24 protein-coding genes are annotated in these 25,095 nt (G+C 71.6%); 16 read left to right on the top strand and 8 right to left on the bottom strand.

Going from position 1 to position 25,095, the window contains the following annotated elements; genetic code table 11:
* Positions 1–191: 191 nt before the first annotated feature.
* Together ABJI51_RS31970 and ABJI51_RS31965 are read right to left on the bottom strand one after the other, a co-directional pair.
* Positions 192–1,502: an Rv3212 family protein gene (locus ABJI51_RS31970; RefSeq protein WP_348954779.1), complete on the bottom strand. Its 1,311-nt coding sequence runs from the start codon at positions 1,500–1,502 to the stop codon at positions 192–194.
* Positions 1,503–1,525: 23 nt separating this feature from the next.
* Entirely contained in the window at positions 1,526–3,127 is a 1,602-nt protein-coding gene (locus tag ABJI51_RS31965) for a DEAD/DEAH box helicase (RefSeq protein WP_348955009.1), read from the bottom strand.
* Positions 3,128–3,549: 422 nt separating this feature from the next.
* On the opposite strand from ABJI51_RS31965, the gene ABJI51_RS31960 reads away from it, so the two are divergent.
* Positions 3,550–4,203: a ferritin-like fold-containing protein gene (locus tag ABJI51_RS31960; RefSeq protein ID WP_348954778.1), complete on the top strand. Its 654-nt coding sequence runs from the start codon at positions 3,550–3,552 to the stop codon at positions 4,201–4,203.
* Positions 4,204–4,322: 119 nt separating this feature from the next.
* Positions 4,323–4,553, top strand: a complete 231-nt coding sequence (locus ABJI51_RS31955) for a DUF3107 domain-containing protein (protein WP_348954777.1) — start codon at positions 4,323–4,325, stop codon at positions 4,551–4,553.
* Positions 4,554–4,600: 47 nt separating this feature from the next.
* Here the strand turns inward: ABJI51_RS31955 and ABJI51_RS31950 are convergent, their stop codons facing one another.
* Complete coding sequence (locus ABJI51_RS31950; RefSeq protein WP_348954776.1) at positions 4,601–4,957, bottom strand: YybH family protein; 357 nt, start codon at positions 4,955–4,957, stop codon at positions 4,601–4,603.
* Positions 4,958–4,982: 25 nt separating this feature from the next.
* Between ABJI51_RS31950 and ABJI51_RS31945 the strand changes: the two genes are divergently transcribed.
* Positions 4,983–5,354, top strand: coding sequence for a winged helix-turn-helix transcriptional regulator (locus tag ABJI51_RS31945; RefSeq protein WP_348954775.1), 372 nt, complete (start codon positions 4,983–4,985; stop codon positions 5,352–5,354).
* Here the strand turns inward: ABJI51_RS31945 and ABJI51_RS31940 are convergent.
* On the bottom strand, positions 5,344–5,661 hold the full coding sequence (locus ABJI51_RS31940; RefSeq protein WP_348954774.1) for a DUF4873 domain-containing protein: 318 nt from the start codon (positions 5,659–5,661) through the stop codon (positions 5,344–5,346). The genes ABJI51_RS31945 and ABJI51_RS31940 overlap by 11 nt on opposite strands.
* Complete coding sequence (locus ABJI51_RS31935) at positions 5,658–6,425, bottom strand: TetR/AcrR family transcriptional regulator (protein WP_348954773.1); 768 nt, start codon at positions 6,423–6,425, stop codon at positions 5,658–5,660. The genes ABJI51_RS31940 and ABJI51_RS31935 overlap by 4 nt, the downstream gene beginning before the upstream one ends.
* A gap of 54 nt (positions 6,426–6,479) precedes the next feature.
* On the opposite strand from ABJI51_RS31935, the gene ABJI51_RS31930 reads away from it, so the two are divergent.
* Both ABJI51_RS31930 and ABJI51_RS31925 read left to right on the top strand, forming a co-directional pair.
* Positions 6,480–7,388, top strand: coding sequence for an AurF N-oxygenase family protein (locus tag ABJI51_RS31930; RefSeq protein ID WP_348954772.1), 909 nt, complete (start codon positions 6,480–6,482; stop codon positions 7,386–7,388).
* The gene (locus ABJI51_RS31925) at positions 7,385–8,275 is read left to right on the top strand and encodes an alpha/beta fold hydrolase (RefSeq protein ID WP_348954771.1); all 891 of its coding nucleotides are present in this window, start codon (positions 7,385–7,387) and stop codon (positions 8,273–8,275) included. Before ABJI51_RS31930 ends, ABJI51_RS31925 begins: the two co-directional genes overlap by 4 nt.
* Positions 8,276–8,320: 45 nt before the next feature.
* Here ABJI51_RS31925 and ABJI51_RS31920 read toward each other — a convergent pair whose 3' ends face one another.
* Positions 8,321–8,947: a TetR/AcrR family transcriptional regulator gene (locus ABJI51_RS31920; protein ID WP_285999752.1), complete on the bottom strand. Its 627-nt coding sequence runs from the start codon at positions 8,945–8,947 to the stop codon at positions 8,321–8,323.
* 113 nt (positions 8,948–9,060) lie between these two features.
* Between ABJI51_RS31920 and ABJI51_RS31915 the strand changes: the two genes are divergently transcribed.
* The 11 genes from ABJI51_RS31915 to ABJI51_RS31865 all read left to right on the top strand — a co-directional run bounded on the left by ABJI51_RS31915 (position 9,061) and on the right by ABJI51_RS31865 (position 23,258).
* Complete coding sequence (locus tag ABJI51_RS31915) at positions 9,061–10,038, top strand: alpha/beta fold hydrolase (protein ID WP_348954770.1); 978 nt, start codon at positions 9,061–9,063, stop codon at positions 10,036–10,038.
* Between the two features lie 81 nt (positions 10,039–10,119).
* Positions 10,120–11,247, top strand: coding sequence for a DUF3152 domain-containing protein (locus ABJI51_RS31910; protein ID WP_348954769.1), 1,128 nt, complete (start codon positions 10,120–10,122; stop codon positions 11,245–11,247).
* A gap of 94 nt (positions 11,248–11,341) precedes the next feature.
* Positions 11,342–12,517 (top strand): adenylyltransferase/sulfurtransferase MoeZ, encoded by a 1,176-nt coding sequence (gene moeZ, locus ABJI51_RS31905; protein WP_348954768.1) that lies wholly within the window; start codon positions 11,342–11,344, stop codon positions 12,515–12,517.
* Positions 12,518–12,661: 144 nt separating this feature from the next.
* On the top strand, positions 12,662–13,462 hold the full coding sequence (locus ABJI51_RS31900; RefSeq protein ID WP_348954767.1) for a TIGR02569 family protein: 801 nt from the start codon (positions 12,662–12,664) through the stop codon (positions 13,460–13,462).
* Positions 13,463–13,670: 208 nt separating this feature from the next.
* Positions 13,671–15,719 carry a molybdopterin oxidoreductase family protein gene (locus tag ABJI51_RS31895; RefSeq protein WP_348954766.1) on the top strand — a complete coding sequence of 683 codons (2,049 nt, stop codon included), beginning with the start codon at positions 13,671–13,673 and terminating at the stop codon, positions 15,717–15,719.
* Positions 15,716–17,143 (top strand): FAD-dependent oxidoreductase, encoded by a 1,428-nt coding sequence (locus ABJI51_RS31890; RefSeq protein WP_348954765.1) that lies wholly within the window; start codon positions 15,716–15,718, stop codon positions 17,141–17,143. Before ABJI51_RS31895 ends, ABJI51_RS31890 begins: the two co-directional genes overlap by 4 nt.
* Positions 17,140–18,531: a nitrate/nitrite transporter gene (locus ABJI51_RS31885; protein WP_348954764.1), complete on the top strand. Its 1,392-nt coding sequence runs from the start codon at positions 17,140–17,142 to the stop codon at positions 18,529–18,531. Before ABJI51_RS31890 ends, ABJI51_RS31885 begins: the two co-directional genes overlap by 4 nt.
* Position 18,532: 1 nt before the next feature.
* Positions 18,533–21,040, top strand: a complete 2,508-nt coding sequence (gene nirB / locus ABJI51_RS31880; RefSeq protein ID WP_348954763.1) for a nitrite reductase large subunit NirB — start codon at positions 18,533–18,535, stop codon at positions 21,038–21,040.
* Complete coding sequence (nirD, locus tag ABJI51_RS31875) at positions 21,037–21,381, top strand: nitrite reductase small subunit NirD (RefSeq protein WP_348954762.1); 345 nt, start codon at positions 21,037–21,039, stop codon at positions 21,379–21,381. The genes nirB and nirD overlap by 4 nt, the downstream gene beginning before the upstream one ends.
* A complete protein-coding gene (locus tag ABJI51_RS31870; RefSeq protein ID WP_348954761.1) occupies positions 21,378–22,481 on the top strand; it encodes a uroporphyrinogen-III synthase in 1,104 nt (367 codons plus the stop codon). The genes nirD and ABJI51_RS31870 overlap by 4 nt, the downstream gene beginning before the upstream one ends.
* A gap of 111 nt (positions 22,482–22,592) precedes the next feature.
* Positions 22,593–23,258 (top strand): DUF4097 family beta strand repeat-containing protein, encoded by a 666-nt coding sequence (locus ABJI51_RS31865; protein WP_348954760.1) that lies wholly within the window; start codon positions 22,593–22,595, stop codon positions 23,256–23,258.
* Positions 23,259–23,528: 270 nt separating this feature from the next.
* On the opposite strand, the gene ABJI51_RS31860 is transcribed toward ABJI51_RS31865, so the two are convergent.
* Both ABJI51_RS31860 and ABJI51_RS31855 read right to left on the bottom strand, forming a co-directional pair.
* Complete coding sequence (locus tag ABJI51_RS31860) at positions 23,529–24,629, bottom strand: DNA glycosylase AlkZ-like family protein (protein WP_348954759.1); 1,101 nt, start codon at positions 24,627–24,629, stop codon at positions 23,529–23,531.
* 9 nt (positions 24,630–24,638) lie between these two features.
* Complete coding sequence (locus ABJI51_RS31855; protein ID WP_348954758.1) at positions 24,639–25,034, bottom strand: DUF3224 domain-containing protein; 396 nt, start codon at positions 25,032–25,034, stop codon at positions 24,639–24,641.
* Between the last annotated feature and the right edge of the window lie 61 nt (positions 25,035–25,095).

Below are 25,095 nucleotides of genomic sequence, written 5' to 3'. Positions count from 1 at the left end.
CGCGCCCAATCACACGTGATGCCCGCTCAATCACGCGAGATTCCCTGCCCATCACGGGAGATGCCCGGAACCCGCGTGATCAAGGCCGGAACTCGCGTGATTAAAGCCGGAACTCGCGTGATCAGGCGGGCATCTCGCGTGTCTGGCGGGGCATCTCGCGTGACCAGGCGGGCATCACTCGGGACGTCGGGTCACTTCAACGCCGTCAGCGTCGTTCCGCGTTCCTCCAGCAGGACCGGCCCCGCCACACCCAGCCGGACCGTGCCGGGGTAGCCGCGGCGGTCGACGCCTACCGTTCGGATTGTCGAACCGTCGTTTTCGTTCAGGACCGCCAAGCCGCCCTTGATCGGGACCACCAGCTGGCTCGCGAACGTGATGCCCGGGCCCACCGCGCTGCTCAGCGTCCAGCGGGGTGACAGGTCGTCGCGGGACAGGGCCAGGACCTTCGATCCGCTGAACCAGTACACGTTCGCCGTTGTCTGGGTCGTGGCCTCCACGCCCGATGGCGGGTCCTGGGCCAGGTCGGACGGGGGGACGTCCAGCGGGTACGCCGCGCGCTGGGTGCCGTCGCCGTTGTACGTCACCAGGAGCTTCTGGTCCGGGAGGACCACCGCCGCGAGGTCGCCCGACATCGCGATCAGGCGCGCCCTCTTGCCCGCCAGGACGCTGCTGAACGACACCTGGGGCTCGTCGTCCTTCTCCGGTGTTGCCTTGTACACCGTCAGGCGGTCGGCCGGGTCGCCCGGGCAGCGCTCGATCACGCCCACCTTGCCCGCCGCCGCCGACACCGTGCCGTACGTGCAGCCCGTGCGCGGTTGCTTGCCCGCGTTCACCAGTGCCGGGACCTGGCCGTACTCCGCGCTCTTCACCAGGTCGTCGCGCCAGGTGTCGAGGAGCTTCTTGCCCGTCGCCGTCACGTGGGAGCCGTCGCTCACCAGCTGCGTGCCCAGCTCCGCGTTGCCGTTGCGCTGGGCCGTGATCCGGCCCGTGCCCGGGTCGAGCTGCGTCACCTCGCTGCAGTTCGACGTCTTGTGGTAGACGGCGTTGACCCGCCCCCACGTCTCGTTCACCGTGCACAACGGCAGGTCACGCGTGTAGTGCCAGCGGATCTGCCCGGTCAGCGGGTCGCGGGCGGCGACCTCGCCGCCGTCCGCGGTCACGACCGTGTCGCCCGCCGTCACCGGGACCGGCGTCGCCGCGCTGGGTGCGCTCCACAGCTCGGCCAGCGACCCCGGCACCTTGTCCGGGGCCGCGGGCAACGGCGGGGGCGGTGCCGCGGTGGTCCGGTCGGTGGCCGCGCTGTCGCTCGTCACGCCGATCACCAGCGCGACGGCCACCACGGCCACCGCGATCAGCGCGGCGATCACCCGGTCCCGCCCGCGGTTCCAGGGTGACCGGCGCGCCTTGACCCGCGGGGCGGGCGGCGGAGGCGGAGGAAGCTCAAGGACCTCTTCGGCGCCGTACGCGGACGCCTCTTCGGACGCCTTCTCCTCGTCGCTCACCCCACCGACCCCCGCTGTAGGCCTCAGTCTGCCGACGCAGGTGTATCAGACGTGGCCGCCGGACGGCGACGGCGGCGCCGCCGGGCCGGACGCTCGGCGTTCTCGCCGTCCTCCTTCTCGGTGGCCGGGCCGGCCGCCTCCGGGGCGTTGCCACCACGGGTGCGGCGACGCGACCGGGTGCGACCCTCCGACGCGGGGGCCGGAGCGTCGTCCGAAGAAGCGGCAGCGGCGTTGTCCGCCGCCTCGATCGCCTCGGCCGCGCGCGCCCCGCCGCGGGTCCGCTTGCGCGGGGCCCGGGTGCGCTTGCGCGGCGCGTCTTCCGAGGCGGCCTCGCCACGACGGCGGCCGCGCTTCTTGCCGCCCAGGTCCTCTTCCTCCTCGGCGGCCAGGCCCGCGCGGGTCCGCTTCGCCAGCGGCAGCCGCCCGGTCGTGCCCTCCGGGATGCCGAGGTCCTCGTACAGGTGCTTCGACGACGAGTACGTCTCCACCGGCTCCGGGATGTCCAGGCCGAGGGTGTCGGAGATCAGCTTCCAGCGCGGCTCTTCGTCCCAGTCGACGAGGGTGACCGCGACGCCGGTGCGCCCGGCGCGGCCGGTGCGCCCGATCCGGTGGACGTAGGTCTTCTCGTCCTCCGGGCACTGGTAGTTGATGACGTGCGTGACGTCGTCGATGTCGATGCCGCGGGCGGCGACGTCGGTCGCGACCAGGACGTCGACCTTGCCCGAGCGGAACGCGCGCAGTGCCTGCTCGCGGGCGCCCTGGCCGAGGTCGCCGTGCACGGCGGCGGCCGCGAAGCCGCGCTCGACCAGGTCGTCGGCCACCTTCTGGGCGGTGCGCTTGGTGCGGCTGAAGATCATCGTCAGGCCGCGGTCGGCCGCCTGCAGGATCCGGGCGACGACCTCCGGCTTGTCCATCGAGTGCGCCCGGTAGACGAACTGGGTGGTGCGCTCGTGTACCGCGCCGGCGTCGTTCTCCTCGGCGCGGATGTGCGTCGGCTGCTTGAGGAACGTGCGGGCCAGCGTGATGATCGGGCCGGGCATGGTGGCCGAGAACAGCATGGTCTGCCGCTCGTCCGGCACCATCCGCAGGATGCGCTCGATGTCGGGCAGGAAGCCGAGGTCGAGCATCTCGTCGGCCTCGTCGAGCACCAGGCCGCGGACCTTGCCCAGCACCAGGTGCTGCTGCTCGGCCAGGTCGAGCAGGCGGCCCGGGGTGCCGATCACGACGTCGACGCCCTTGCGCAGCGCCTCGATCTGCGGCTCGTACGGGCGGCCGCCGTAGATGGCCAGGGTGCGGATGCCCAGGTGCTTGCCCGCGCCCTTGAGGTCGTTGGCGACCTGGATGCACAGCTCGCGGGTCGGGACCACGACCAGCACCTGCGGGGTGCCGTCGCCGGGGACCTGCACGCGGTGCAGCAGCGGGACGCCGAAGCCCAGCGTCTTGCCCATGCCGGTGCGGGCCTGGCCGATGAGGTCGTCGCCTGCCATGGCCAGCGGCAGCGTCAGCGCCTGGATCGCGAAGGTGCGCTCGATGCCTGCCTCGGCCAGCGCCTTGACGATCTCGGGCTTGACGCCGAAGGACGCGAACGTCGGGGCCTCCGGCTCGACCGGGGCGCCCGCCTGCAGCGGGTGCGAGGTGTCGAGCGCGGCCGGGCCGGTCTCGCTGTGTTCCAGCGCGACGGCGGGACTGGTCTCTTCGGTTGTGGGGTTTTCTGCGGTCAGGGTGATCGCCTCTCTCGTGACCAGCGCGCACAGCCGTGGGTCCGCTCGACACTCGACCGGGAGTAAACCCTGGTCCCTGGCGCTGTTCTCGAAGCGCGGAACCGGTCCGTCCCGGGATTGCCGGAAGAGGCGTGCACGCACATTGCAGTACGTCCGGCAGGCCACGTGACCTGCCTGTTTCCCGACGCCGGTATGGCGTACGGAAGCTTGATGTCGATCGCCAGTGTACCTGGTCAGCAGTTTTTCGACAGTACCCGCCGCGCCGGAGCCAGTGGGATGGGTCTCGTCCCGCCACGTCCGGGTGCTTCGGCGATACCCTGGCCGCCGTGACCGAGCCGAAAGAGATCAGCGAAGGCGTCGTCGACCTGCTGGGTGTGATCGCCTATCTCGAACTGTCCGCGTTCGACCGCCTGGCCGAGGACGCGCGCAGCGCCCCGACCCTGGCCGGGCGCGCCGCGCTGGCGCAGATGGCCGCCGCGGAGATCGGTCACTACGGCCTGCTCGAGCAGCACCTGGCCGGGCACGGCGTCAAGATCGCCGACGCCATGGCGCCGTTCGTGAACCAGGTCGACGCCTGGCACGCCTCGACGCCGCCGAAGTCGTGGCTGGAGTCGCTGGTCAAGGCCTACGTCGGGGACGGGCTGGCCGCCGACCTCTACCGCGAGATCGCCAGCTGGCTCGACCCGGAGACCAAGGACCTCGTGCTGACCGTGCTGGCCGACACCGGCCACTCGGCGTTCGCCGAGCGCGAGGTGGCGGCCGGCATCGAAGCCGACCCCAAGACCCGCGACAAGCTCGCCCTGTGGGGGCGCCGCCTGCTCGGCGAGGCGCTGACGCAGGCCCAGTACGTCGTCGCCGAGCGCGACGGGCTGGCTGAGTTGATCATCAGCGGCTCGGGCGACCTCTCCGGAATTGCGGCGCTGTTCCGGCGGTTGCAACAGGGGCACACGAAGCGCATGCAGGCGCTCGGCCTGGGCTGAACCCGATGGAGTACCCGGAAGTGACGACGCGGTTGGGCGCGGTCATGCGCCACCGGAACGAGCCGGTTCGGTTAGCCTTGGCCGGCACATCCCTTACGAATTTCCAGCGGAGGTCCCACGTGGAGGTCAAGATCGGCATCAAGGACACGCCGCGCGAGCTGGTGGTGTCCAGTGGCCAGTCTCCCGAAGAGGTGGAGAAGCTGGTCGCCGAGGCCCTGACGGCCGGTGACGGGCTCTTCCGCATCAACGACGAGAAGGGGCGCAAGTACATCGTCCCTTCCGATCGCATCGCGTACGTCGAGATCGCCCCGTCCGACGTCCGGAAGGTCGGCTTCGGCGTCGGCAGCTGATTCGGTGAACCCGTGAAGGCCACCTCGCGAGGTGGCCTTCACCGGTTTCAGGCGACCCCGAAGGGGTTGTCGATCACGTACCGCCACTTCCCGTCCGCGCCGCGGCGGGCGACGTCGGTGGCGGTGCCGCGGACGTCCTCGCCGATGGTCCAGTCGACGATGAGCAGGGCGAGGTCCCCGGCGACGTAGACGTGCCGCGGCCGGACGTCGATCGGGCGGCCGAGGCCCTGGAAGGCGCGGTTCGCCGCTCGCCGGTCCGCGCCGGTCACCGGACGGCCCGGCTCGGGCACCAGTACCCCGCGGGTTTCGTAGACGGCCTCGACGAGATCGGGGTCGCCGCTGTTGAAGGCACGGGCGAACACGGCCGGGTGCCGCCCGGCCTCGGTGGTCAGTGCGATGTCCATGGCGGCCAGCGAACCGGAGGCGTGCGTGGCTCACCAAACGGTAAGGACGTGGGACGAGTCCCTGGTGCCGTCGGCGGCGGGCCGCACGGACCGGCCGTCGCCGGACTGCCCGGTGGAGACGGCGCTGGCCGCGATCGCCGGCCGCTGGACGACGCTGGTGCTGCGCGACCTGATGGCGGGCCCGCAGTCCTACAGCGCGCTGCGGGCGGCGTTGCCGCAGATCAGCGACAAGGTGCTGACCGAGCGCCTGGCGGTGCTGCGTGCCCGCGGGCTGGTGCACCGCTCGGCGGAACCGGGCTTCCCGACGAGGGTCACCTACGAACTCACGGACGCCGGCCGTGCGCTGCGGCCGCTCCTGGTGGAGCTGTACCGCACCGGCGAACGTCTCAGGCGTTGAGTTCCTCGAGCGTCGTCGGCACGTGGAACGGCGGGGTGCTCGTGCCGGTGATCCGGTAGCGGCCCCACGGGTCCGGGTCCGACAGCTCGCCCGTCGCCGTGTGCGCGCCCGCGTGGATGGTGACCGGCTTCTTCTTGCCGCCCGCCAGCTTCGTCAGCTCGTCGTTCACCGCCACCCGGCCGTACCAGCGGTAGTAGCCGTCGATCGGCTGGAAGTAGCCGCGCAGCTCGACCGTCGCCGTCAGGGAAACGCCGTCGACGACCAGGGTCGCCTCGCCGCTGTAGCCGTCTTCGTCGTGCTCGCTCATGACGTTTCCTCCACCGGGTCCGAAGCGCGGCCCAGCTGGACCACCTTGTTGGCTTCCAGGGGCAGGTTCGGGTCGATGACCACGCCGTTCTGGCGGGTCAGCCCGTCGATCGCCGCCCAGATGATCTGCGTCAGGTACTCCACGACCGCGTCGCGGCTCATCGAGCGGCGGTCCAGCCACCACTCGCCGGTGTTCTGGACCATGCCGACGATGCCGTGCGCCCACGGCTCGGCCGCGCCCGAGTCCATGTTGAACATCCGCATGTAGTCGCCGAGCAGCGCGGTCAGCGCCGTCGCGATCAGCTCCTTGTCCTCGGCCACGACGTCCGAGGACACCGGCTTCTCCGGACGGCCGTGCGCGAGCAGGCGGTACAGGTTCGGGTGCTCCTCGATCACCGTGAAGAACGCGTCGAGCGCCATCCGGATCCGCGGGACCGGCGCCAGCTCGGCGTTGATCGCCGGGATCAGCCGCTCGAACAGGATCTCCGTGCCGCGCTGGCCCAGCGCCACGTAGAGGTCGGCCTTGTCGTCGAAGTGCCGGTACAGCACCGGCTTCGTGACGCCTGCCTCCGCGGCGACGTCCTCCATGCCGAGGTCGGGGCCGTGCTTGTCGAGCGCGCGCAGCGCCGCCTCGACGAACTCCTTGCGGCGCGCGATCCGGTGCTTGCGCCAGCGGTCGCGGCGGGCGTCGCCGGTCGCCTCCCCGTCGCGGGAGGACTTGCCGGCCTGCTTGGTGCGCTTGACACGTTCGATCACGAGAGTCATGCTACGCACAGGTAACTGTTACCTCAAGTTACACATGCGGAAGGGGTGTCGGCAATGACGCGGACGCTGAAGGAACCGGACCGCGAGAAGACCGCGGACCGCCTGCTGAAGTCGTCGGCGAACAAGTTCTACGACCCCGACGTCGACATCGACTGGACCGCGCCGCTGGTCGAGGGCAAGCGCTACATCCTCGAAGAGCGCTCCTCGCTGTACGGCACCGAACTCTGGGAGAAGCTGACTCCGGAACAGCGCATCGAGCTGGGCAAACACGAGGTCGCCAGCGTCGCGACCACCGGGCTGTGGTTCGAGATCCTGCTGATGCAGATGCTGCTCAAGGAGGTCTACGAAGAGGACCCGACGTCCGCGCACGCCCAGTTCGCGCTCACCGAGATCGCCGACGAGTGCCGCCACTCGACGATGTTCGCGCGGATGGCCGCGCGGATCGGCTGCCCCGCCTACGGCCCGGTGCCGTGGCTGCGGAAGCTCGCGAAGCTGATGCCCACGATCTCCTACGGCCCGGCGCGCTACGGCGCGATCCTGGTCGCCGAGGAGGTCCTCGACCGGCTGCAGCGTGAGCAGATGAACGACGAAGGCGTCCAGCCGCTGGTCCGGATGGTCAACCGGATCCACGTCCTGGAGGAGGCGCGGCACGTCACCTTCGCCCGTGAAGAGGTCACGCGCGGCATGGCGAAGCTGTCGAAGGCCGAGATCGCCTACCAGCAGTTCGTCATCGCGCTGATCTCGTACTTCGTGACGCGGGCGTTCATCAACCCGGACGTCTACAAGGCGGTCGGCATCCGGCCGCGCGACGGCGTCCAAGCGGCGCTGAACAACCCGCACTGGCAGGGCACGATCGCCTGGGCCGGGGAGAAGATCATGCCGTTCCTGCAGGAGTCCGGGCTGGTCGGGCTGCCGGGGAAGTACTTCTGGCGCAAGTCGTTCCTGCTCCCGGCGGGCCGATGACCACCGTTCTCGCGCCCGGCCGGTTCGTCACCAGCGACGGCGCCACGCTCCACGTCACGCAGTCGGGCCCGGCCGATTCCGCCGTCACGCTGGTGCTGGTGCACGGGTGGACGCAGGACCACCGGACGTGGGACTTCGTGCTCCCGCACCTCGACCCGGGACTGCGCGTGCTGCGCTACGACCTGCGCGGCCACGGCGGCTCGGCACCCGCCCGCCCCGGCTCGGCGACGATCGCCCGGCTGGCCGACGACCTCGCCGAGCTGATCGCCGGCCGCGCCCCGGCCGGGCCGCTGGTCCTCGCCGGGCACTCCATGGGCGGGATGACGCTGATGGTGCTCGCCGAACGGCACCCGGCGCTGGTGGCTTCCCGTTTGGCGGGCGCGGCGTTCGTCGCGACGTCGTCGGGGGACATGGACCGGCTGACGCTCGGGTTCCCGGGCGTCGTGGGCCGGAGCGTGACGCGGTTCGAGCCGCGGGTCGCGCGGCTGCTGGCCCGCCTGCGGAGCGACACGCTGCGGCTGCGGCCGGGCATGGTCCGCTCGGTGGCCCGCGGGCTCGTCTTCGGCGACCGGCCGGGGCGGGCGCAGGTGGACAGCGTCGTCGAGCAGCTGCTGTGCGCGCACCCGGCGAGCGCGGGCCTGTTCCTGGACGCGATCGCGGCCCACCGCGGCGTCGGCGGGCTGGGCGCGCTGTGCGACGTCCCGTCGGTGGTGCTGGCGGGGGAGAAGGACCGGCTCTGCCCGCTGGCCCACGCGAAGGTGATCGCCGACGAGCTGCCGCACGCGGAGTTCGTCCGGTTTCCGGGCGCCGGGCACATGCTGCCGCAGGAACGGCCCTTCGAGGTCGCCCGCCAGATCTCCGCGCTGGTCCGGGTGGCGGCTCGCTGAACCGCGGCACTTTCACGTGAAAGTGCCGCTTTGCGCCGCGAAGCGTCAGGCGTCCTTGAGGGGGAAGCCGCCGCCGATGCCGCGCCAGGCCAGGTTGGCCGTCAGGGCCACCGCCTCCTCGCGGCTCATCGACTGGTGGTGCTGCAGCCAGAACCGGGCGCTGACCTGGCTCATCCCGACCAGGCCGACCGCCAGCAGGCGTGCCTTGTCCTCGTCGAGGCCCGCGTCCGCGGTGATCGTCTCGGTGATCGCGTCCACGCTCGCCGACGTCGCGCGGTCGACCGCTTCCTGGACCGCCGGCTCGCCGCGCAGGTCGGACTCGAACACCATGCGGAACGCGCCCGCGTCGTTGCTGACGAAGTCGAAGAACGCGCCGACCGTCGCCGGCACGCGCTGGCGGTTCTCCGTCGTGGAGTCCAGTGCCGTCTGCACGCGCTTGACCAGCTCGTCGACGTGGCTTTCCAGCAGCGCGATGTAGAGGTCGAGCTTGCCGGGGAAGTGCTGGTACAGCACCGGCTTGGAGACGCCCGCGACCTCGGCGATCTCGTCCATCGCGGCGGCGTGGTAGCCGTTCTCGGCGAAGACCCGCTGCGCCGCGGCGAGGAGCTGGGCCCGGCGCTCGGTCCGGGGCAGCCGCACCCCGCGTTGCTGCAGCCGCGTCATCTCCGTCATGCTCTTCCTCCCGTCTCAACCCCTTCGACGGGCGGGGTCGCCACCGCGTGAAGTCGCCCTGAAGATTACTCGCCGGTACGCGTGCCGTGCCAAGGGTCGGGCATTCTGGACCCGTGAACACCCCCGTGCCGTCGCGGGCGCCGCTGACCCACGTGCCCCTGTCGACCAGGGCCCTGCCCTCGCTCGACCCCGTCCCGCCGCCGTGGCCCGCCGCCTTCGAGGAGGCAGGCACCGCCCGGCTGCACGTCCGCCGCACGCCGGGCCCGGACGGCGTGCCCGCGGTGTACGTCCACGGCCTCGGCGGTTCGTCGACGAACTGGACCGACCTGGCCGCGCTGCTCGCGCCGGTCGCTGCCGGCACCGCGCCCGACCTGCCCGGCTTCGGCTACTCCGAGCCCGAGGAGGGCTTCGACTTCACTCTCCAGGCCCACGCCGACGTCGTCGCGCGGCACATCGAGAACGCCGGCGCGCCGGTGCACCTGTTCGGCAACTCCATGGGCGGGGCGATCTCGCTGCTGGTCGCCGCGCAGCGGCCGGAGCTGGTCGAGACGCTGACGCTCATCTCGCCGGCAGTCCCCGACCTGCGGCCCGACCCGCGGCGGCTGTCCGACCCGCGGATGGCGCTGGCCTACCTCCCGCTGGTCGGCGCGCGCGTGCGGGCCCAGCTGGCCGCGCTCGGGCCGCGGGAACGCGCCGCGCAGGTCATCAAGCTGTGCTTCGCGGACCCGTCGCGGTTCCCCGAGAGCCGGCTCGACGAGCTGACCGAGGAACACGGCGCCCGGGCGGGCTTCGAGTGGGCTGCGCCCGCGCTGGCCCGCAGTACCTTCGCGATCTTCCGGGCCTGGTCGACGCTGGGGAAGGCGTCGCTCTGGTCGGTCGCGCCGCGGGTCAAGGCACCGACGCTGGTCGTCTGGGGCCGCGACGACCGCGTCATCTCCGTGAAACGCGCCGTGCGGACCGCGCGGGCCATCCCGCGGGCCCGGCTGCTGGTGCTGCCGCGCACCGGGCACGTCGCGCAGATGGAGCGCCCGGTCGTCGTCGCCAGGGCCGTGCTGGGCATGTGGGAGCACGTCGAGGCCGGTGACTGGTAGGCCGATCGGGTGACGGCGAGTTCACTCGATGATCCGCCAGTCGCCGCGGGCGGCGGCCCGGCGCTGTGGCACCCTGGTGCGGTGGACCGGGTGAAGCAGGACGCGCGAGGCGAAGATCGGCGGGCACCCCGCCGCACGCCCGGCGCCCCGGAATCCGGGCAGTACCGCCCGTCGAAGACCCCGGCCCAGCGCCTCGGCGAAGACCGCTACCGCCCGGGCGGGCGGCGCACCAGCGCCGAGCCGCTGAGCGCCTCCTGGAAGCCGGAGGTGCCGGCCACCCGCGAGAAGAAGGACCCGCCGCCGAAGTCCGGCCTGGCGAAGCTCACCAAGACCTACGGCTGGCGCGTCTACGCCCTGCCGATCCTGGTCGTGCTGACCGTGCTCGTCGTGGTCAACACCGCCACCAGCCCGGCCCAGCCGATCGCCGAGCCGGGCACCTCCGCGTCCGGCAGCGTCGAGTCGGCGGGCGGCGACACCTCCGGCGGCGCCATCGACGGCAACGGCGACCAGGGCATCCCCGAGAACCCGGCCACGCCGGTCGACCTCAAGGTGCCGACGGCCGACCTGCCCAACGGCAGCCCGTACACCCAGGCGGGCAAGGGCACCTGGCACGTCGTGCCGGGCAGCGGCCCGAAGATCGGCACCGGGACGCTGTACACCTACACCGTCGAGGTCGAGGACGGGATCGACCCGTCGAGCTACGCCGGCGACGACGCCTTCGCGACGGCCGTGCAGGGCACCCTGTCCGATCCCAAGAGCTGGACGTGGGACGGCAAGGTCGCCTTCCAGCGCGTCGACGCGAACTTCCCGAACCCGTCGTTCCGGGTGAGCCTCACCACGCCGGAGACCACGCACCGCGCGGACGCCTGCGGCTTCCAGATCAAGTTCGAGGCGTCCTGCTACCGCAAGAGCATGGGCCGCGTGCTGATCAACCTGGCCCGCTGGGTGCGCGGCGCGAAGGCGTACGGCGCGGACATGACCGGGTACCGGCAGTACGCCATCAACCACGAGGTCGGGCACGCGCTGGGCAACAAGCACGTCGGCTGCGGCGGCAACGACCAGCCGGCGCCGGTGATGATGCAGCAGTCCTTCGGGGTGGCCGACGACTACGTCGCGATGCTCAACGACATCCCCGGCGGCGACAAGGGCAAGGTGGCCAAGGACGGCCGCGTCTGCAAGACCAACGCCTGGCCGAACCCCACGCCCTGACCGCGTCCCACCATCCGGACGCGGGAAGGCTTATTTGCCTGCGGGCGTTGTGCATAGTGGGATGGACGCGATCCGCGCGCGAGATGGAGGACCCATGTCAGCACTGCCGCCGCTCGTCGAGCCGGCTGCCGAGCTCACCAAGGAAGAGGTGGCCCGGTACAGCCGTCACCTGATCATCCCGGACGTCGGGGTGACCGGGCAGAAGCGGCTGAAGAACGCGAAGGTCCTGGTCATCGGCGCCGGCGGCCTCGGCAGCCCCGCGCTGCTCTACCTGGCCGCGGCAGGCGTCGGCACGCTCGGCATCGTCGACTTCGACGTCGTCGACGAGTCGAACCTGCAGCGCCAGGTCATCCACGGCCAGTCCGACGTCGGCAAGCTCAAGGCCGCGTCGGCGCAGGAGTCGATCGCCGAGGTCAACCCGTTCGTCAAGGTCCACCTGCACACCGACCGGCTGGACTCGTCGAACGCGCTGGAGATCTTCGAGCAGTACGACCTGATCGTCGACGGCACCGACAACTTCGCGACGCGTTACCTGGTCAACGACGCCGCGGTGATCCTCGGCAAGCCGTACGTGTGGGGCTCGATCTTCCGGTTCGAGGGCCAGGTCAGCGTGTTCTGGGAGGACGCGCCGAACGGCAAGGGCCTCAACTACCGCGACCTCTACCCGGAGCCGCCGCCCCCGGGCATGGTGCCCTCCTGCGCCGAGGGTGGCGTGCTGGGCGTGCTGTGCGCGTCCATCGGCTCGATCATGGTGACCGAGGCGATCAAGCTCATCACCGGCATCGGCGAGCCGCTGCTCGGCCGCCTGATCAGCTACGACGCGCTGGAGATGAAGTACCGCGAGGTCAAGATCCGCAAGGACCCGGACACGCCGAAGATCACCGAGCTGATCGACTACGAGGCGTTCTGCGGTGTCGTGTCGGACGAGGCGGCCCAGGCGGCGTCGGGCAGCACCATCACCCCGGCGGAGCTGAAGGCCAAGTTCGACAGCGGCGAGAACTTCGCGCTGATCGACGTCCGCGAGCCGCACGAGTACGAGATCGTCAACATCAAGGGCGCGACGCTGATCCCGAAGGACCGCATCCTCTCGGGCGAGGCGCTGGCGGAGCTGCCGCAGGACAAGCCGATCGTCCTGCACTGCAAGTCGGGCGCCCGGTCCGCCGAAGCCCTCGCCGCCCTGCACGCGGCCGGGTTCAAGGACGCGACGCACCTCGGTGGCGGCGTCCTGGCCTGGGCCCGGCAGATCGACCCGAGCCTGCCGACCTACTGAGAGTGGCCCGATCGCCCCAAGGTGGCCTTCGGTGCGTTGAACACACCCAAGGCCACCTTGGGGCGTTTGCCTGAGTTGTAAAACACTGCGTGACCAGCGCGTCTTCTCGATCGTGGAACACCCGGCCGGGTAACGTCACGGCTCGTGCGGTCAACCCTCGAACGCCCTCCGGCGCACGTCTGCGCGGCCTTCGGCGCCAGTGGCGAGCCTGCCGCCGAGCCGTTGCCGGACTCGGCCGTGTGGCGCTGCGGTGACCTCGTCTTCAAGCCGGTCACCGACAAGGCCAGGACGTTGTGGACCGCCCGCGCGCTGGACTACGCCGACGAGCCGGGGCTGCGGGTCGCCAAGCCGGTCCGCTCGACCGACGGCCGCTGGATCGTCGGGGGCTGGACGGCGTCCAGGTTCCTCAGCGGCACCCCCGAGCACCGCGGCGACGAGTCGGTGCTGGCGGCGGTGAAGCTGCACCGCGCCACCTTCGGCCTGCCCCGGCCGGACTTCCTGGCCACCCGCCGTGACATCGACGCGATCGCCGACCGTGTCGCGTGGGAGGAACTCGAGGTTCCCCTGGAGGAAACCAAGGGCGGCCGCTGGTTCGAGGTACTGGCCGGTGCCCGCCGCCCGATCCGCCTCCCGCACCAAGTGGCCCACGGCGAGCTGCTGGCCGGCCTGCTGTTCGACGGCGACGCCGCGCCCGGCGTGGTCGACTTCGTGCCGTACTACCGCCCGGGCGAGTACGGCGCGGCGATCGTGGCGGTGGACGCCCTCGCGTGGGGCGGCGCGACCCGCGAGCTGCTCGAACGCTGGGCGCACCTGCCGGAGTGGCCGCAGCTGCTGCTGCGTGCCGTGCTGTTCCGGCTGGCGGCCAACGCGCTGAACCCGAAGTCGACGCAGGCGTCGCTGGACGGCCTGCGCGTCGCGGCGCGGGAGGTCTCCGGCGTCCTGTAGCCCGTCCCTTGTGACCGACTTCGCACGTTCATGTGAACGGCGCGTTTCGGGCCACTGACCTCCCGACTCCCGGTGAGTGGACGCGGATCTCACCGAACGGGCGTCGAACATACCGCCGTAATGTCAACTGCCTGAAACATTCGGTCGATTCCGAGTAACACGGCCTCCTTAGCGTCATGGCCAGTCCAAGACGCCGAGGAGGTGCCCCGTGCCGCAGGTCGACACCCACTGCCCGTACTGCGCCCTGCAGTGCGGGATGAGCCTCGACGGCGCCCGCGTCACGCCGCGGGACTTCCCGGTCAACGCCGGGGGCCTGTGCCAGAAGGGCTGGACCTCCGGCAGCCTCCTGACCAGCCCGAAGCGGCTGACCACGCCGCTGCTGCGCGTCAACGGCGTGCTCGAGCCGGTCAGCTGGGACTTCGCCCTCGACCACGTCGCCCGCAAGCTCGCCGAGATCCGCGAAGCCCACGGTCCGGACGCGACCGCGATCTTCGGCGGCGGGGGACTGACCAACGAGAAGGCCTACCTGCTCGGCAAGTTCGCCCGCGTCGCGCTCGGCACCTCGCAGATCGACTACAACGGCCGGTTCTGCATGTCCTCGGCCGCCGCCGCGGGGATCAAGGCCTTCGGGGCCGACCGCGGGATGCCGTTCCCCGTCACCGACCTCAAGCAGGCCGACGTCGTGCTGCTCGCCGGGGCGAACCCCGCCGAGACCATGCCGCCGTTCACCCAGCACCTGCGGGGCGTCGACCTGATCGTCGTCGACCCGCGGCGCACCCCGACCGCCGAGCTGGCCAGCCTGCACCTCGCCCCCGCACCGGGCACGGACCTCGCGCTGGCGCTGGGCATCCTGCACGCCGTCGTCGCCGACGGCCACCTCGACAAGTCCTATGTGGACGACCGGACCAGCGGGTTCGGCGAGATGTGGCGGATCGTCGCGGGGTGGTGGCCCGAGCGCGCCGAGCGCGTCACCGGGGTCTCGGCCGCCGACATGCGCTTCGCCGCCGAAAAGCTCGCCAACGCCCGCAACGCCTACATCCTCACCGCGCGCGGCACCGAGCAGCACGCCACCGGCACCGCCACGGTCGGCGCCTGGATCAACCTCGCCCTCGCGCTCGGCCTGCCGGGCCGCCAGGGGTCCGGCTACGGCTGCCTCACCGGCCAGGGCAACGGCCAGGGCGGGCGCGAGCACGGTCAGAAGGCCGACCAGCTCCCCGGCTACCGCAAGCTCGACGACCCGGCCGCCCGCGAGTACGTCGCCGGCGTGTGGGGCGTCGACGCCGGCAGCTTGCCCGGGCCCGGCCGCTCGGCCACCGAACTGCTCGAAGCACTCGGCCAGGAAGACGGCCCGAAGGCCCTGATGGTCTTCGGCAGCAACGTCGTCGTCTCGGCGCCGCGCTCGCAGCGCGTCCAGGACCGGCTGGCCGCACTGGACTTCCTCGTCGTCGCGGACTTCGTGCTCTCGGAGACCGCGGCGCTCGCCGACGTCGTCCTGCCGGTCACCCAGTGGGCCGAGGAGGACGGCACGCTCACCAACCTCGAAGGCCGCATCCTGCTGCGCCGCAAGGCCTTGGACGCCCCGCAGGGCGTCCGATCCGATCTGGACGTCCTCAATGGACTCGCGCGGCGGCTGGGACAGCCGGAAAACCGGTTCCCCACCGACGCCGAGACGGTGTTCGAGGAGCTGCGGATCGCGTCCAAGGGCGGGATCGCCGACTACTCCGGTGTCAGCTACGACCGGCTGCGCGCTGGCGAGGCCCTGCACTGGCCCGTCCCGGCCGACGACCACCCCGGCACGCCGCGGATGTTCCTCGACCGCTTCGCCCACCCGGACGGCCGCGCACGGTTCGTCCCGGTCGACCACACCGGCCCGGCCGAAGTGCCGGACGAGGAGTTCCCCTTGCAGGCCACCACCGGCCGCGTGCTCCAGCACTACCAGTCGGGCGCGCAGACGCGGCTGATCGGGGAGCTGAACGAGGTCGTGCCGGAGGCGTTCGTCGAGGTGCACCCGGACACCGCCAAGCGCGCCGGGCTCGAAGAGGGCGACCGGGCGCTGGTCCGGTCGCGGCGTGGCGAGACCATCGCCAAGGTGCGGTTCGCCCAGTCGCTCAGGCCTGATCTGGTCTTCCTGCCGTTCCACTTCCCCGGCGAGCAGCGCGCCAATCTGCTCACCAACCCGGCGCTCGATCCGGTTTCCCGGATGCCGGAGTTCAAGGTGTGTGCCGTTTCCCTGTCTACTGTGGATGGTGCCGCGTGAAGCCTCGTGAAGTCGTCATCGTCGGCTACGGCATGGCCGGAGCCCGGCTCGCCGACGAGATCCGCCGCCGGGACCCGATCGCCGAGCGCGTCCGGCTGACCGTCCTCGGTGCCGAGAAGCACGCGGCCTACAACCGGGTGCTGCTGTCGGCCGTCGTCGCGGGCGGGATGAGCGCTGAGAGCGTCCGCCTCCACGACGACGAATGGGCGCAGCGGCACAACATCGACCTGCGGCTCGGCGTCGACGTCGAACGCATCGACCGCGAGAAGCGCTGCGTCGAGCTGCTCGACGGATCCACTGTGGACTACGACGCCCTCGTGCTGGCCACCGGCGCGAACCCGTGGATCCCGCCGGTCGAAGGCCTCGAATCCGGGCCGGGCGTGGTCGCCTTCCGCAGCCTCGACGACTGCGCCAAGATCCTCGACGCCGCCCGCTTCGGCGCGCCGGTCGCGGTGCTCGGCGGCGGCCTGCTCGGCCTCGAAGCCGCCCGCGGCCTGGCCGGGCGCGGCAACCAGGTCACCGTCGTGCACCCGCTGGGGCACGTCATGGAACGCCAGCTCGACCCGGCCGCCGGGCACGTGCTGGCCCGCCAGCTCACCGACATGGGCGTGACGTTCAAGTTCGGTGCCACCGCCGCCCGCTACCTGCCCGGCGACGGCCTCAAGCTCGACGACGGCAGCCTCGTCCCCGCCGACCTGGTGGTCGTCGCCGCAGGCGTCCGCCCCGAGACCCGCCTGGCCGCCGAGGCCGGGCTCGACGTCGACCGGGGCATCCTGGTCGACGACACGCTGCGCACCAGTGACGGCCGCATCCACGCCCTCGGCGACTGCGCCCGCCACCCCGGCGCCCCCGCCGGGCTGATCCAGCCCGCGTGGGAACAGGCCGAAGTCCTCGCCGACGTCCTGACCGGGACGAACGCGGCGGCCCGCTACCGCGGCACCACGGCCGTCACCCGGCTCAAGGCCCGCGGCATCGACCTCGCCGCGCTCGGCGAGACCCAGCTGGAAGCATCCGACAACGGCGCCGAGGTGCTCACCTTCAACGACCCCACCGGTGGCCGGTACGGCAAGCTCGTCGTCCGGGAAAACCGGGTGACCGGCGCGATCCTGCTCGGCCTGCCCGACGCGGCCGCGACCATCACCCAGTTCCACGACCGCGGGACGCCGCTGCCGGAAGACCGGCTCGCCGTCCTGCTCGGCCGGGCGCTGCCCAGCGGCAGCACCCCGGCGGCCAGTCCGGCCGACCTGCCCGCGGCGGCGGTCATCTGCCGCTGCAACAACGTCACCAAGGGCCGGCTCATCGAGGCCTGGAAGGCCGGGGCCACCGACACTCCCGCACTGGCGCGGGCCACGCGAGCGACGACGGGATGCGGCGGGTGCTCCGACACCGTCGGCGGCATCGCCAACTGGCTCGCGGCGCAATGACCGACCCGACCCGCACTGAGGAGAACTCCGTGGCGCACCAAGGAAAGCACTGGATCGAGCACTGGGAACCGGAGAACGAGGAGTTCTGGGAGTCCACCGGTAAGAAGATCGCCCGCCGCAACCTCTGGTTCTCGGTCTTCGCCGAGCACATCGGCTTCTCGATCTGGACACTGTGGTCGGTCATCGTCCTGTTCATGGGCAAGGACTACGGCTTCTCGCCCGCCGACAAGTTCCTGCTCGTCTCGACGCCGACGCTGATCGGCGGCCTGATGCGGCTGCCCTACACCTTCGCCGTGGCGAAGTTCGGCGGTCGCAACTGGACGGTCGTGTCCGCGGTCCTGCTGCTGATCCCGACCACGCTGGCCGCGATCGTGCTGCACCCCGGCACGTCGCTCGGCACCTTCCTGATCGTCGCCGCCCTCGGCGGGGTGGGCGGCGGCAACTTCGCGTCGTCGATGACGAACATCAACACCTTCTACCCCGAAAAGCACAAGGGCTGGGCCCTGGGCCTCAACGCCGGTGGCGGCAACCTCGGCGTGGCGGCGATCCAGCTGGTCGGGCTGCTGGTGATCGGCACGGCGGGCGCGACCGCGCCGCGGCTGGTGCTCTACATCTACCTCCCGCTGATCGTCATCGCCGCGGTGTGCGCGTACTTCTACATGGACAACCTCGCCACCGTGAAGGGTGACACCAAGGCGATGCGCGAGGTCGTCAAGGACCCGCACACCTGGGTGATGTCGTTCCTGTACATCGGCACCTTCGGCTCGTTCATCGGCTACAGCTTCGCCTTCGGCCTGGTGCTGCAGAACCAGTTCGGCCGCACCCCGCTGCAGGCGGCCGCGGTGACGTTCCTCGGCCCGCTGCTCGGCTCGCTCTCGCGGCCCACCGGTGGCTGGCTGGCCGACCGCATCGGCGGCGGCAAGGTCACCTTCGCCACCTTCATCGGGATGGCGCTGGCGACGGTCGTGCTGATCCTGGCTTCGACGTCGAAGTCGCTGGTGCTGTTCACGATCGCGTTCATCGTGCTGTTCGTGCTCACCGGCATCGGCAACGGCTCGACGTACAAGATGATCCCGGCGATCTTCCGCGCCAAGGCGAAGGTCGCGATCGCCAACGGTGCCGGGGAAACGGCCGAGCTGCTCAAGGCGCGGCGCCTGTCCGGCGCGCTGATCGGCCTGGCAGGCGCGATCGGTGCCGAGGGTGGCCTGTTCATCAACCTCGCCTTCCGGCAGTCGTTCGCCGACACGAAGAGCGGTGTCCCCGCCTTCATCGGCTTCCTGGTCTTCTACGGGCTGTGCTTCGCCGTCACCTGGGCGGTGTACCTGCGCAAGCCCGCCGTACAACCGACGAGCGAGCGCGGTCTCGCGCTCGCGGGAGCGGAGGTCTGACATGCCCACCTTGGTCGTCGCCGGACACGGCATGGTCGCGCATCGGCTGGTGGAGGCGGTGCGCGCGGAAGACCCACAGGGAACCTGGCACATCGTCGTCCTGGCCGAGGAGCTGCGCCCGGCGTACGACCGGGTGGCCCTCACGTCCTATGTGGACACGTGGGACCCGGCTTCGCTGGCACTGCCCGGCGCGGACTACGCCGGCGACCCGCACGTCGAGCTGCGGCTCGGCGAGCTGGTCACCGAGGTGGACCGCGCCGCGAAGACGGTCACCACGGCCTCCGGTGCGGTGCAGCCGTACGACGCCCTGGTGCTGGCGACCGGCTCGCGGCCGTTCGTGCCGCCGGTCCCGGGGCACGACCTGCCCGGCTGCTTCGTCTACCGGACCATCGAGGACCTCGACGCCATCCGCGAGGCCGCGGTCGAGAAGCCGGGCCGCGGCCGCCGCTCGGCCGTCGTCATCGGCGGTGGCCTGCTCGGCCTGGAGGCCGCGAAGGCGTTGCGGGACATGGGTTTGTCCCCGCACGTCGTCGAGATGGCGCCGCGGCTGATGCCGCTGCAGGTCGACGAGGGCGGCGGTTCGCTGCTGCGGCGGCTGATCACCAACCTCGACGTCACCGTCCACACGGGAACGTCGACCGACGCGATCGAGGCCGACGGCACGCGGCTGCTGGCCAAGCTGGGCAACGGCACCGAGCTGGACGTCGACCTGGTCGTGTTCTCCGCAGGCGTCCGGCCGCGTGACGACCTCGCCCGGCAGTCCGGCCTGGAGCTGGGCCCCCGCGGCGGTGTCCTCACCGACGCGTCCTGCCGCACCAGCGACCCGGCGATCTACGCGATCGGCGAATGCGCCGCGGTCGAGGGCAAGGTGTACGGCATCGTCGCCCCCGGCTACGCGATGGCGGAGATCGTCGCCGCGCAGCTCACGGGTGGTTCGGGGACGTTCCCGGAGCCGGACACCTCCACGAAGCTCAAGCTGATGGGCGTCGACGTCGCCTCCTTCGGCGACGCCCACGCGACGACCGAGGGCGCGCTGGAAGTCGCCGTCAACGACGCGGTCGCCGGGACGTACAAGAAGCTCGTCGTCACCGACGACGGCAAGACGCTGCTCGGCGGCGTGCTCGTCGGCGACGCGACCGAGTACAACACGCTGCGGGCGCTGGTCGGCCGTCCGCTGCCTGCCGAGCCGGGCGCGATCCTCGCCCCGGCGGGCGGCGGCGCCGCGGTCGGCGTCGACGCGCTGCCGGACGCGGCGCAGATCTGCTCGTGCAACGCGGTGTCCAAGGGCGCGATCAACCAGGCCATCCACGAGGACGGCTGCGACACCGTCCCGAAGCTCAAGGCCTGCACCCGGGCGGGCACGGCCTGCGGCTCGTGCGTCCCGCTGCTGGGCAAGCTGCTCAGCGCGGCCGGGGTCGAGCAGTCGAAGGCGCTCTGCGAGCACTTCCCACAGTCGCGCGCCGAGCTGTTCGAGATCGTCCAGGCTACGCAGATCACGACGTTCAGCGAGCTGATCGCCCGCTACGGCTCGGGCAGCGGCTGCGCGATCTGCAAGCCGGCCGTGGCGTCCATCCTGGCCACGCTCGGCAACGGGCACGTGCTCGGCGGCGAGCAGATGACGTTGCAGGACACCAACGACCGCTACCTGGCCAACCTGCAGCGCAACGGCACCTACTCGGTCGTGCCGCGGATCCCCGGCGGCGAGATCACGCCCGAGAAGCTGATCGTGATCGGTGAGGTGGCCAAGGAGTTCGGGCTCTACACCAAGATCACCGGCGGCCAGCGGATCGACCTGTTCGGGGCCACTGTGGACCAGCTGCCGCTGATCTGGCGCAAGCTCGTCGACGCCGGGTTCGAGTCCGGCCACGCCTACGGCAAGGCACTGCGCACGGTGAAGTCGTGCGTCGGGTCGACGTGGTGCCGCTACGGCGTCCAGGACAGCGTCGGGCTCGCGATCGAGCTGGAGCTGCGCTACCGCGGCCTGCGCTCGCCGCACAAGCTCAAGTCCGCGGTCTCCGGCTGCGCGCGGGAGTGCGCGGAGGCGCGGGGCAAGGACTTCGGCGTCATCGCCACGGAGAAGGGCTGGAACCTCTACGTCGGCGGCAACGGCGGCACCACCCCGCGGCACGCGGACCTGCTGGTGTCCGATGTGGACACCGAGACGCTGATCCGCACCATCGACCGGTTCCTCATGTTCTACGTGCGCACGGCCGACCGGCTGCAGCGGACCGCGCCGTGGATCGAGGAGATGGAGGGTGGTCTCGACCACCTGCGCGCGGTGATCGTCGACGACTCGCTCGGCATCTGCGAGGACCTCGACGCGGCGATGGCCAAGCACGTCGACAACTACGCCGACGAGTGGAAGGGCGTGCTGGAGGACCCGGAGAAGCTGGCCCGCTTCACCTCGTTCGTCAACGCGCCGGGCACGCCGGACCCGGCCATCTCGTTCCGCGAGGAGCGCAACCAGAAAGTGCCCGTCATGCTGGGAGTTCCGGAGGTGCGCCGATGACGACGTCCATCGAACGAACCTGGACGGCGGTCTGCCCCGCCGTCGCGGTCCCCGAGTACGCCGGGGTGGCGGCGCTGCTCGACGGCGGCGTGCAGGTGGCGATCTTCCGCCTGCCGGGCGACCGGTTCTACGCACTGTCCAACTGGGACCCGTGCAGTGGCGCGGCGGTCCTTTCGCGCGGCATCGTCGGGGACGCGGGCGGTGTCCCGGTGGTCGCGTCGCCGGTCTACAAGGAACGGTTCGCCCTCGACAGCGGCGAGTGCCTGGACGCCGAAGGCGTTTCGGTCCCGGTGTTCGGGGTGCGTGTGCGGGAAGGCGTGGTCGAAGTGGAGTCTGCGTGACCGATGTCCTCCCGCTTGCCGGTTTCGTCATCGGCATCACCGCGGCGCGCCGGGCCGACGAGCTCGGCGCGCTGCTGGTGCGCAAGGGGGCGAGCGTCCGCTACGGGCCGGCGATCCGGATCGTCCCGCTGACGGACGACACCGAACTGCACGAAGCCACCACGCGGCTGCTGGACTCGCCGGTCGACGCGGTGGTGGCCACGACCGGCATCGGCTTCCGTGGCTGGCTGGAAGCGGCCGAAGGCTGGGGGCTGGGGGATTCGCTGCTCGCGCGGCTGTCGTCGGCTTCGCTGCTGGCCCGCGGGCCGAAGGTGACCGGCGCCCTGCGGGCGGCCGGGCTCTCGGAGGCGTACTCGCCCGCGTCGGAGAGCAACGCGGAACTGCTGCAGCACCTGCTCTCCTCGGGGGTCGAGGGCATGCGGATCGCGGTGCAGCTGCACGGCGAGCCACTGCCGTACTTTGTGGACACGTTGCGCGCGGCGGGTGCGGAGGTCATCGAGATCTCGGTGTACCGCTGGGTGGCCCCGGCGGACCCGGGCCCGGTGGACCGGCTCCTGGACGGCGTCCTGGACGGCGCGATCCACGCGCTGCCGTTCACCAGCGCCCCGGCGGCGGCGTCCCTGATCGCGCTGGCCCGCCGCACCGGACGGCTGCCGGGGCTGGTCTCGGCCCTGTCGGGCCCGGTGGTGGCGGCGTGCGTCGGCCCGATCACGGCGGGCCCGCTGGCGGCCATGGGAATCCCGACGGTCCAGCCGCAGCGAGCACGCATCGGCGCGCTGGCCCGCACGGTGGCGGAGACACTGGTGACGCGCTCCCCGCGCCTGCGCGCGGGCGGCCACTCGATCGAGCTACGCGGCCAGGCGGCCATCGTCGACGGCGAGTGGCGCGAGGTGGCCCCGGCCCCGATGGCGCTGCTGCGCGCACTGGCGGCGTCCCCGGGAAGGGTGGTGTCCCGCCGCGAGCTGATCGCGGCCCTCCCGGGCGGCGGCGAGGAGCACGCGGTGGAGACGGCAATCGGACGGCTCCGGACGTCACTGGGCGGCGGCAAGGTGGTCCAGACGGTGGTGAAGCGCGGCTACCGGCTGGCGGTGGACGCCTGACGACTCGTTCATGCCGCCGGCGTCGCTCAGTGTCAGCGCCATGGCTGCGGGGTGTCAGCCTGCCCGGCGAAGGTGGTTTCACACCAGGAAACAACCTTCAGGAGAAACATCATGCAGAAGTTCACCACCCCCGCCCCGATCACCACCGTCCTCGACATCCCGGCGGGCCGCATCCGGTTCACGGGCTCCGAGCGCGCCGAGACCACTGTGTCCGTCCGCCCCGCCGACCCGGCTCTCCGCCGGGACGTCAAGCTGGCGGAGCAGGCCGAGATCGACTTCCGCGACGGCGTCCTGCGGATCACGGCTTCGGCTTCGAAGCAGTACTTCGGGCCGTCCGGCGCAATCGAGGTCGTCGTCGAGCTGCCCGCGGGTTCCAGCGTCTCGGCCAAGGCGGCGAGCACGGAGCTGCACAGCACCGGACGGCTCGGCGAGGTGACCGTGGAGAGTGCGCAGGGGGACATCACGCTGGAGGAGGCGTCGGGCCTCCGGCTGACCACACAGGCCGGCGACATTTCGGTCGGCCGTCTCACGGGCTCGGCCGGGATCACCACGAGCAAGGGCGACATCCGGATTACGGAGGCGGCGACCGGCATGCTGGTGCTGAGCACCCAGGCCGGTTCGGTGTCGGTGGGCGTGGCGGCGGGGGTGTCGGCGTCCCTCGACGCGGGGACCAGCCACGGCCGGATCCGCAACGCCCTGCAGAACGCCTCGGGTACGCCGAAGGTGGTGATCCAGGCGACGACGGCTTACGGGGACATCGAGGCTCGCAGCCTGTGACGGCCTTGGGCGGTGACCTCCCGGCCGGGCCAGAGCGCGCGGGTGCGGCTGGGAGTGGCTCACTTCAGCGTCTTGAATGACTCATTCAGGACCTCCGAGGACCTGAATGAGTCATTCAAGACACCGCACCGGGAGACGCAGGTCGGCCACGGTGCTGCGCCAAGGCCGCCTTGGGGCGCTTGAGGAAACCCGAAACTGTCGGTGCCAGCCGGTAGAGTGGAAAACGGGGGGCGCCCCCGCGGGCCCGCCCCGGAAAGTCGAGCAGGGAAATCAGCCCACCCAGGTGACCGCGTGCTTCTCGAATCCGCGCGCCGCCGCCACGCGGGCCGCCTCGGCTTCGGCCTCCTCGCGGGCCGCCGGGCGCAGTGGGTCGAAGGCCGTCACTGTGATCGTCAGCTTCGCTCCGCTCGCCTTCGCTCGCCAGACGCCCGCGATGTCGCCGTCCGCCAGCAGGACTCCCGGGTTGCCCAGCATCTTCCAGACCTCCTTGCGGCGCGCGGGATCCGGGACCAGCAGCTCCTTGTCTCGCGCCTGGACGAACGGGTCCCACGGGGGCAGCAGCCGCACCACGTCCGGCTCCGGTGGGCTCTCCAGCGCCGCCAGGCTGGATGCCGGCAGGTACCTTCGGCGGCCCTCCACCGTCACCTCCGCCAGGTCCGGCGGCCACGTGCGGTCGACCACCGCGCGGGCCGTGCCGACGTACTCCGCCGCGTCGCCCGGGGCGGCCGGGCCGTTGAGGCGCAGGTAGTCCGCGATCACCTTCGCCGCCGCCGTGGGGTCCGGGGTGCGGCGCATGCGGCCGCGGCCCTCCAGCGGGGCCAGCGTCGCCGGGGAGGCCCCCGCGACCAGGCGGACGCCCGCGTGCGGCGTCGCGATGCGCATCAGCTGCTCGTGGATGTGCGTCGCGTTGCAGCCGCGGCACCAGCGCGAGAACCCCGGCGGCAGGCGCTTGGTCACCGCGGCCGAGACCGCGCCCTTCGTCATCGGCGCGGTGACGACCTTGCGGATGGCGGCCGCCGCGGTGAACACCACCTCGGCCGCCGCCAGGCCGGTCGCCGCCAGTTCCTTGCGCTGCCACGTCATGCGGGCCAGCGCGTCCGCGTCGTCCAGCGGGACCAGCGCGCGGATCACTTCCGGCAGGTCCTCACGGAGGTGGTAGTGCGGCGCGCCGCGCAACGTCCACGCCAGGACCAGCCGCTCGTCGGTCAGGGACACCTCGCCGCCGAGCCGGGCCACCAGTGCCAGCAGCGCGGTATCGCGCATGCTGTCCTGCAGCCCGGCCCGGACGACACCCAGGCCGGCCACGTCCCGCGCGGTGCGGTGCAGCCCGTGCTCGGCGATGCGGTAGGCGAGTACCTGGCGACGGTCCATCGGTGGCTCCTAGAGCGCGTACTCGAACGTGTAGCCCAGCTTGTCCTCGCCCAGCGCGCCGCCGGACGTGCCGCTGCCGGTCAGCCCGGCCAGCTCGCCGGTCCCCGAGCCGGGGACGACGGTGAACGTCGAGGCGATGCCCTTCGCGTCGAACGTGTACTCGTGGCGCACGATGAACGTCCCTTCGCGACCGTCCACCTTGCCCTCGAAACGCTCGAAGCTCGGCGAAGTGGTCTGGCCGCTGTCGTAGCCTTCGCCCGCGTAGTACAGCAGAAGGTCGCAGCTCGACTCGCCCTCGAGGACGCCGCTGTAGACCATCGTGGCGCGTGCGTGCGCCACCCGCGGGCCGCCTTCGGTGCCGCTGACCAGCTTTTCTTCCCAGCTCTTCGTGGTGAATGCGTTCATGGGACGTACTCTGCCGGGCATACCTGTCAGCTTGTGTCAGGATTTTCTGCCAGAATCCGGG

It is taken from the genome of Amycolatopsis melonis (assembly GCF_040064235.1).
GTDB classification, from domain to species: Bacteria; Actinomycetota; Actinomycetes; order Mycobacteriales; family Pseudonocardiaceae; genus Amycolatopsis; species Amycolatopsis melonis.
Note: the sequence above shows the minus strand (reverse complement) of the source record. Positions and strands in the feature narration are given on the sequence as shown.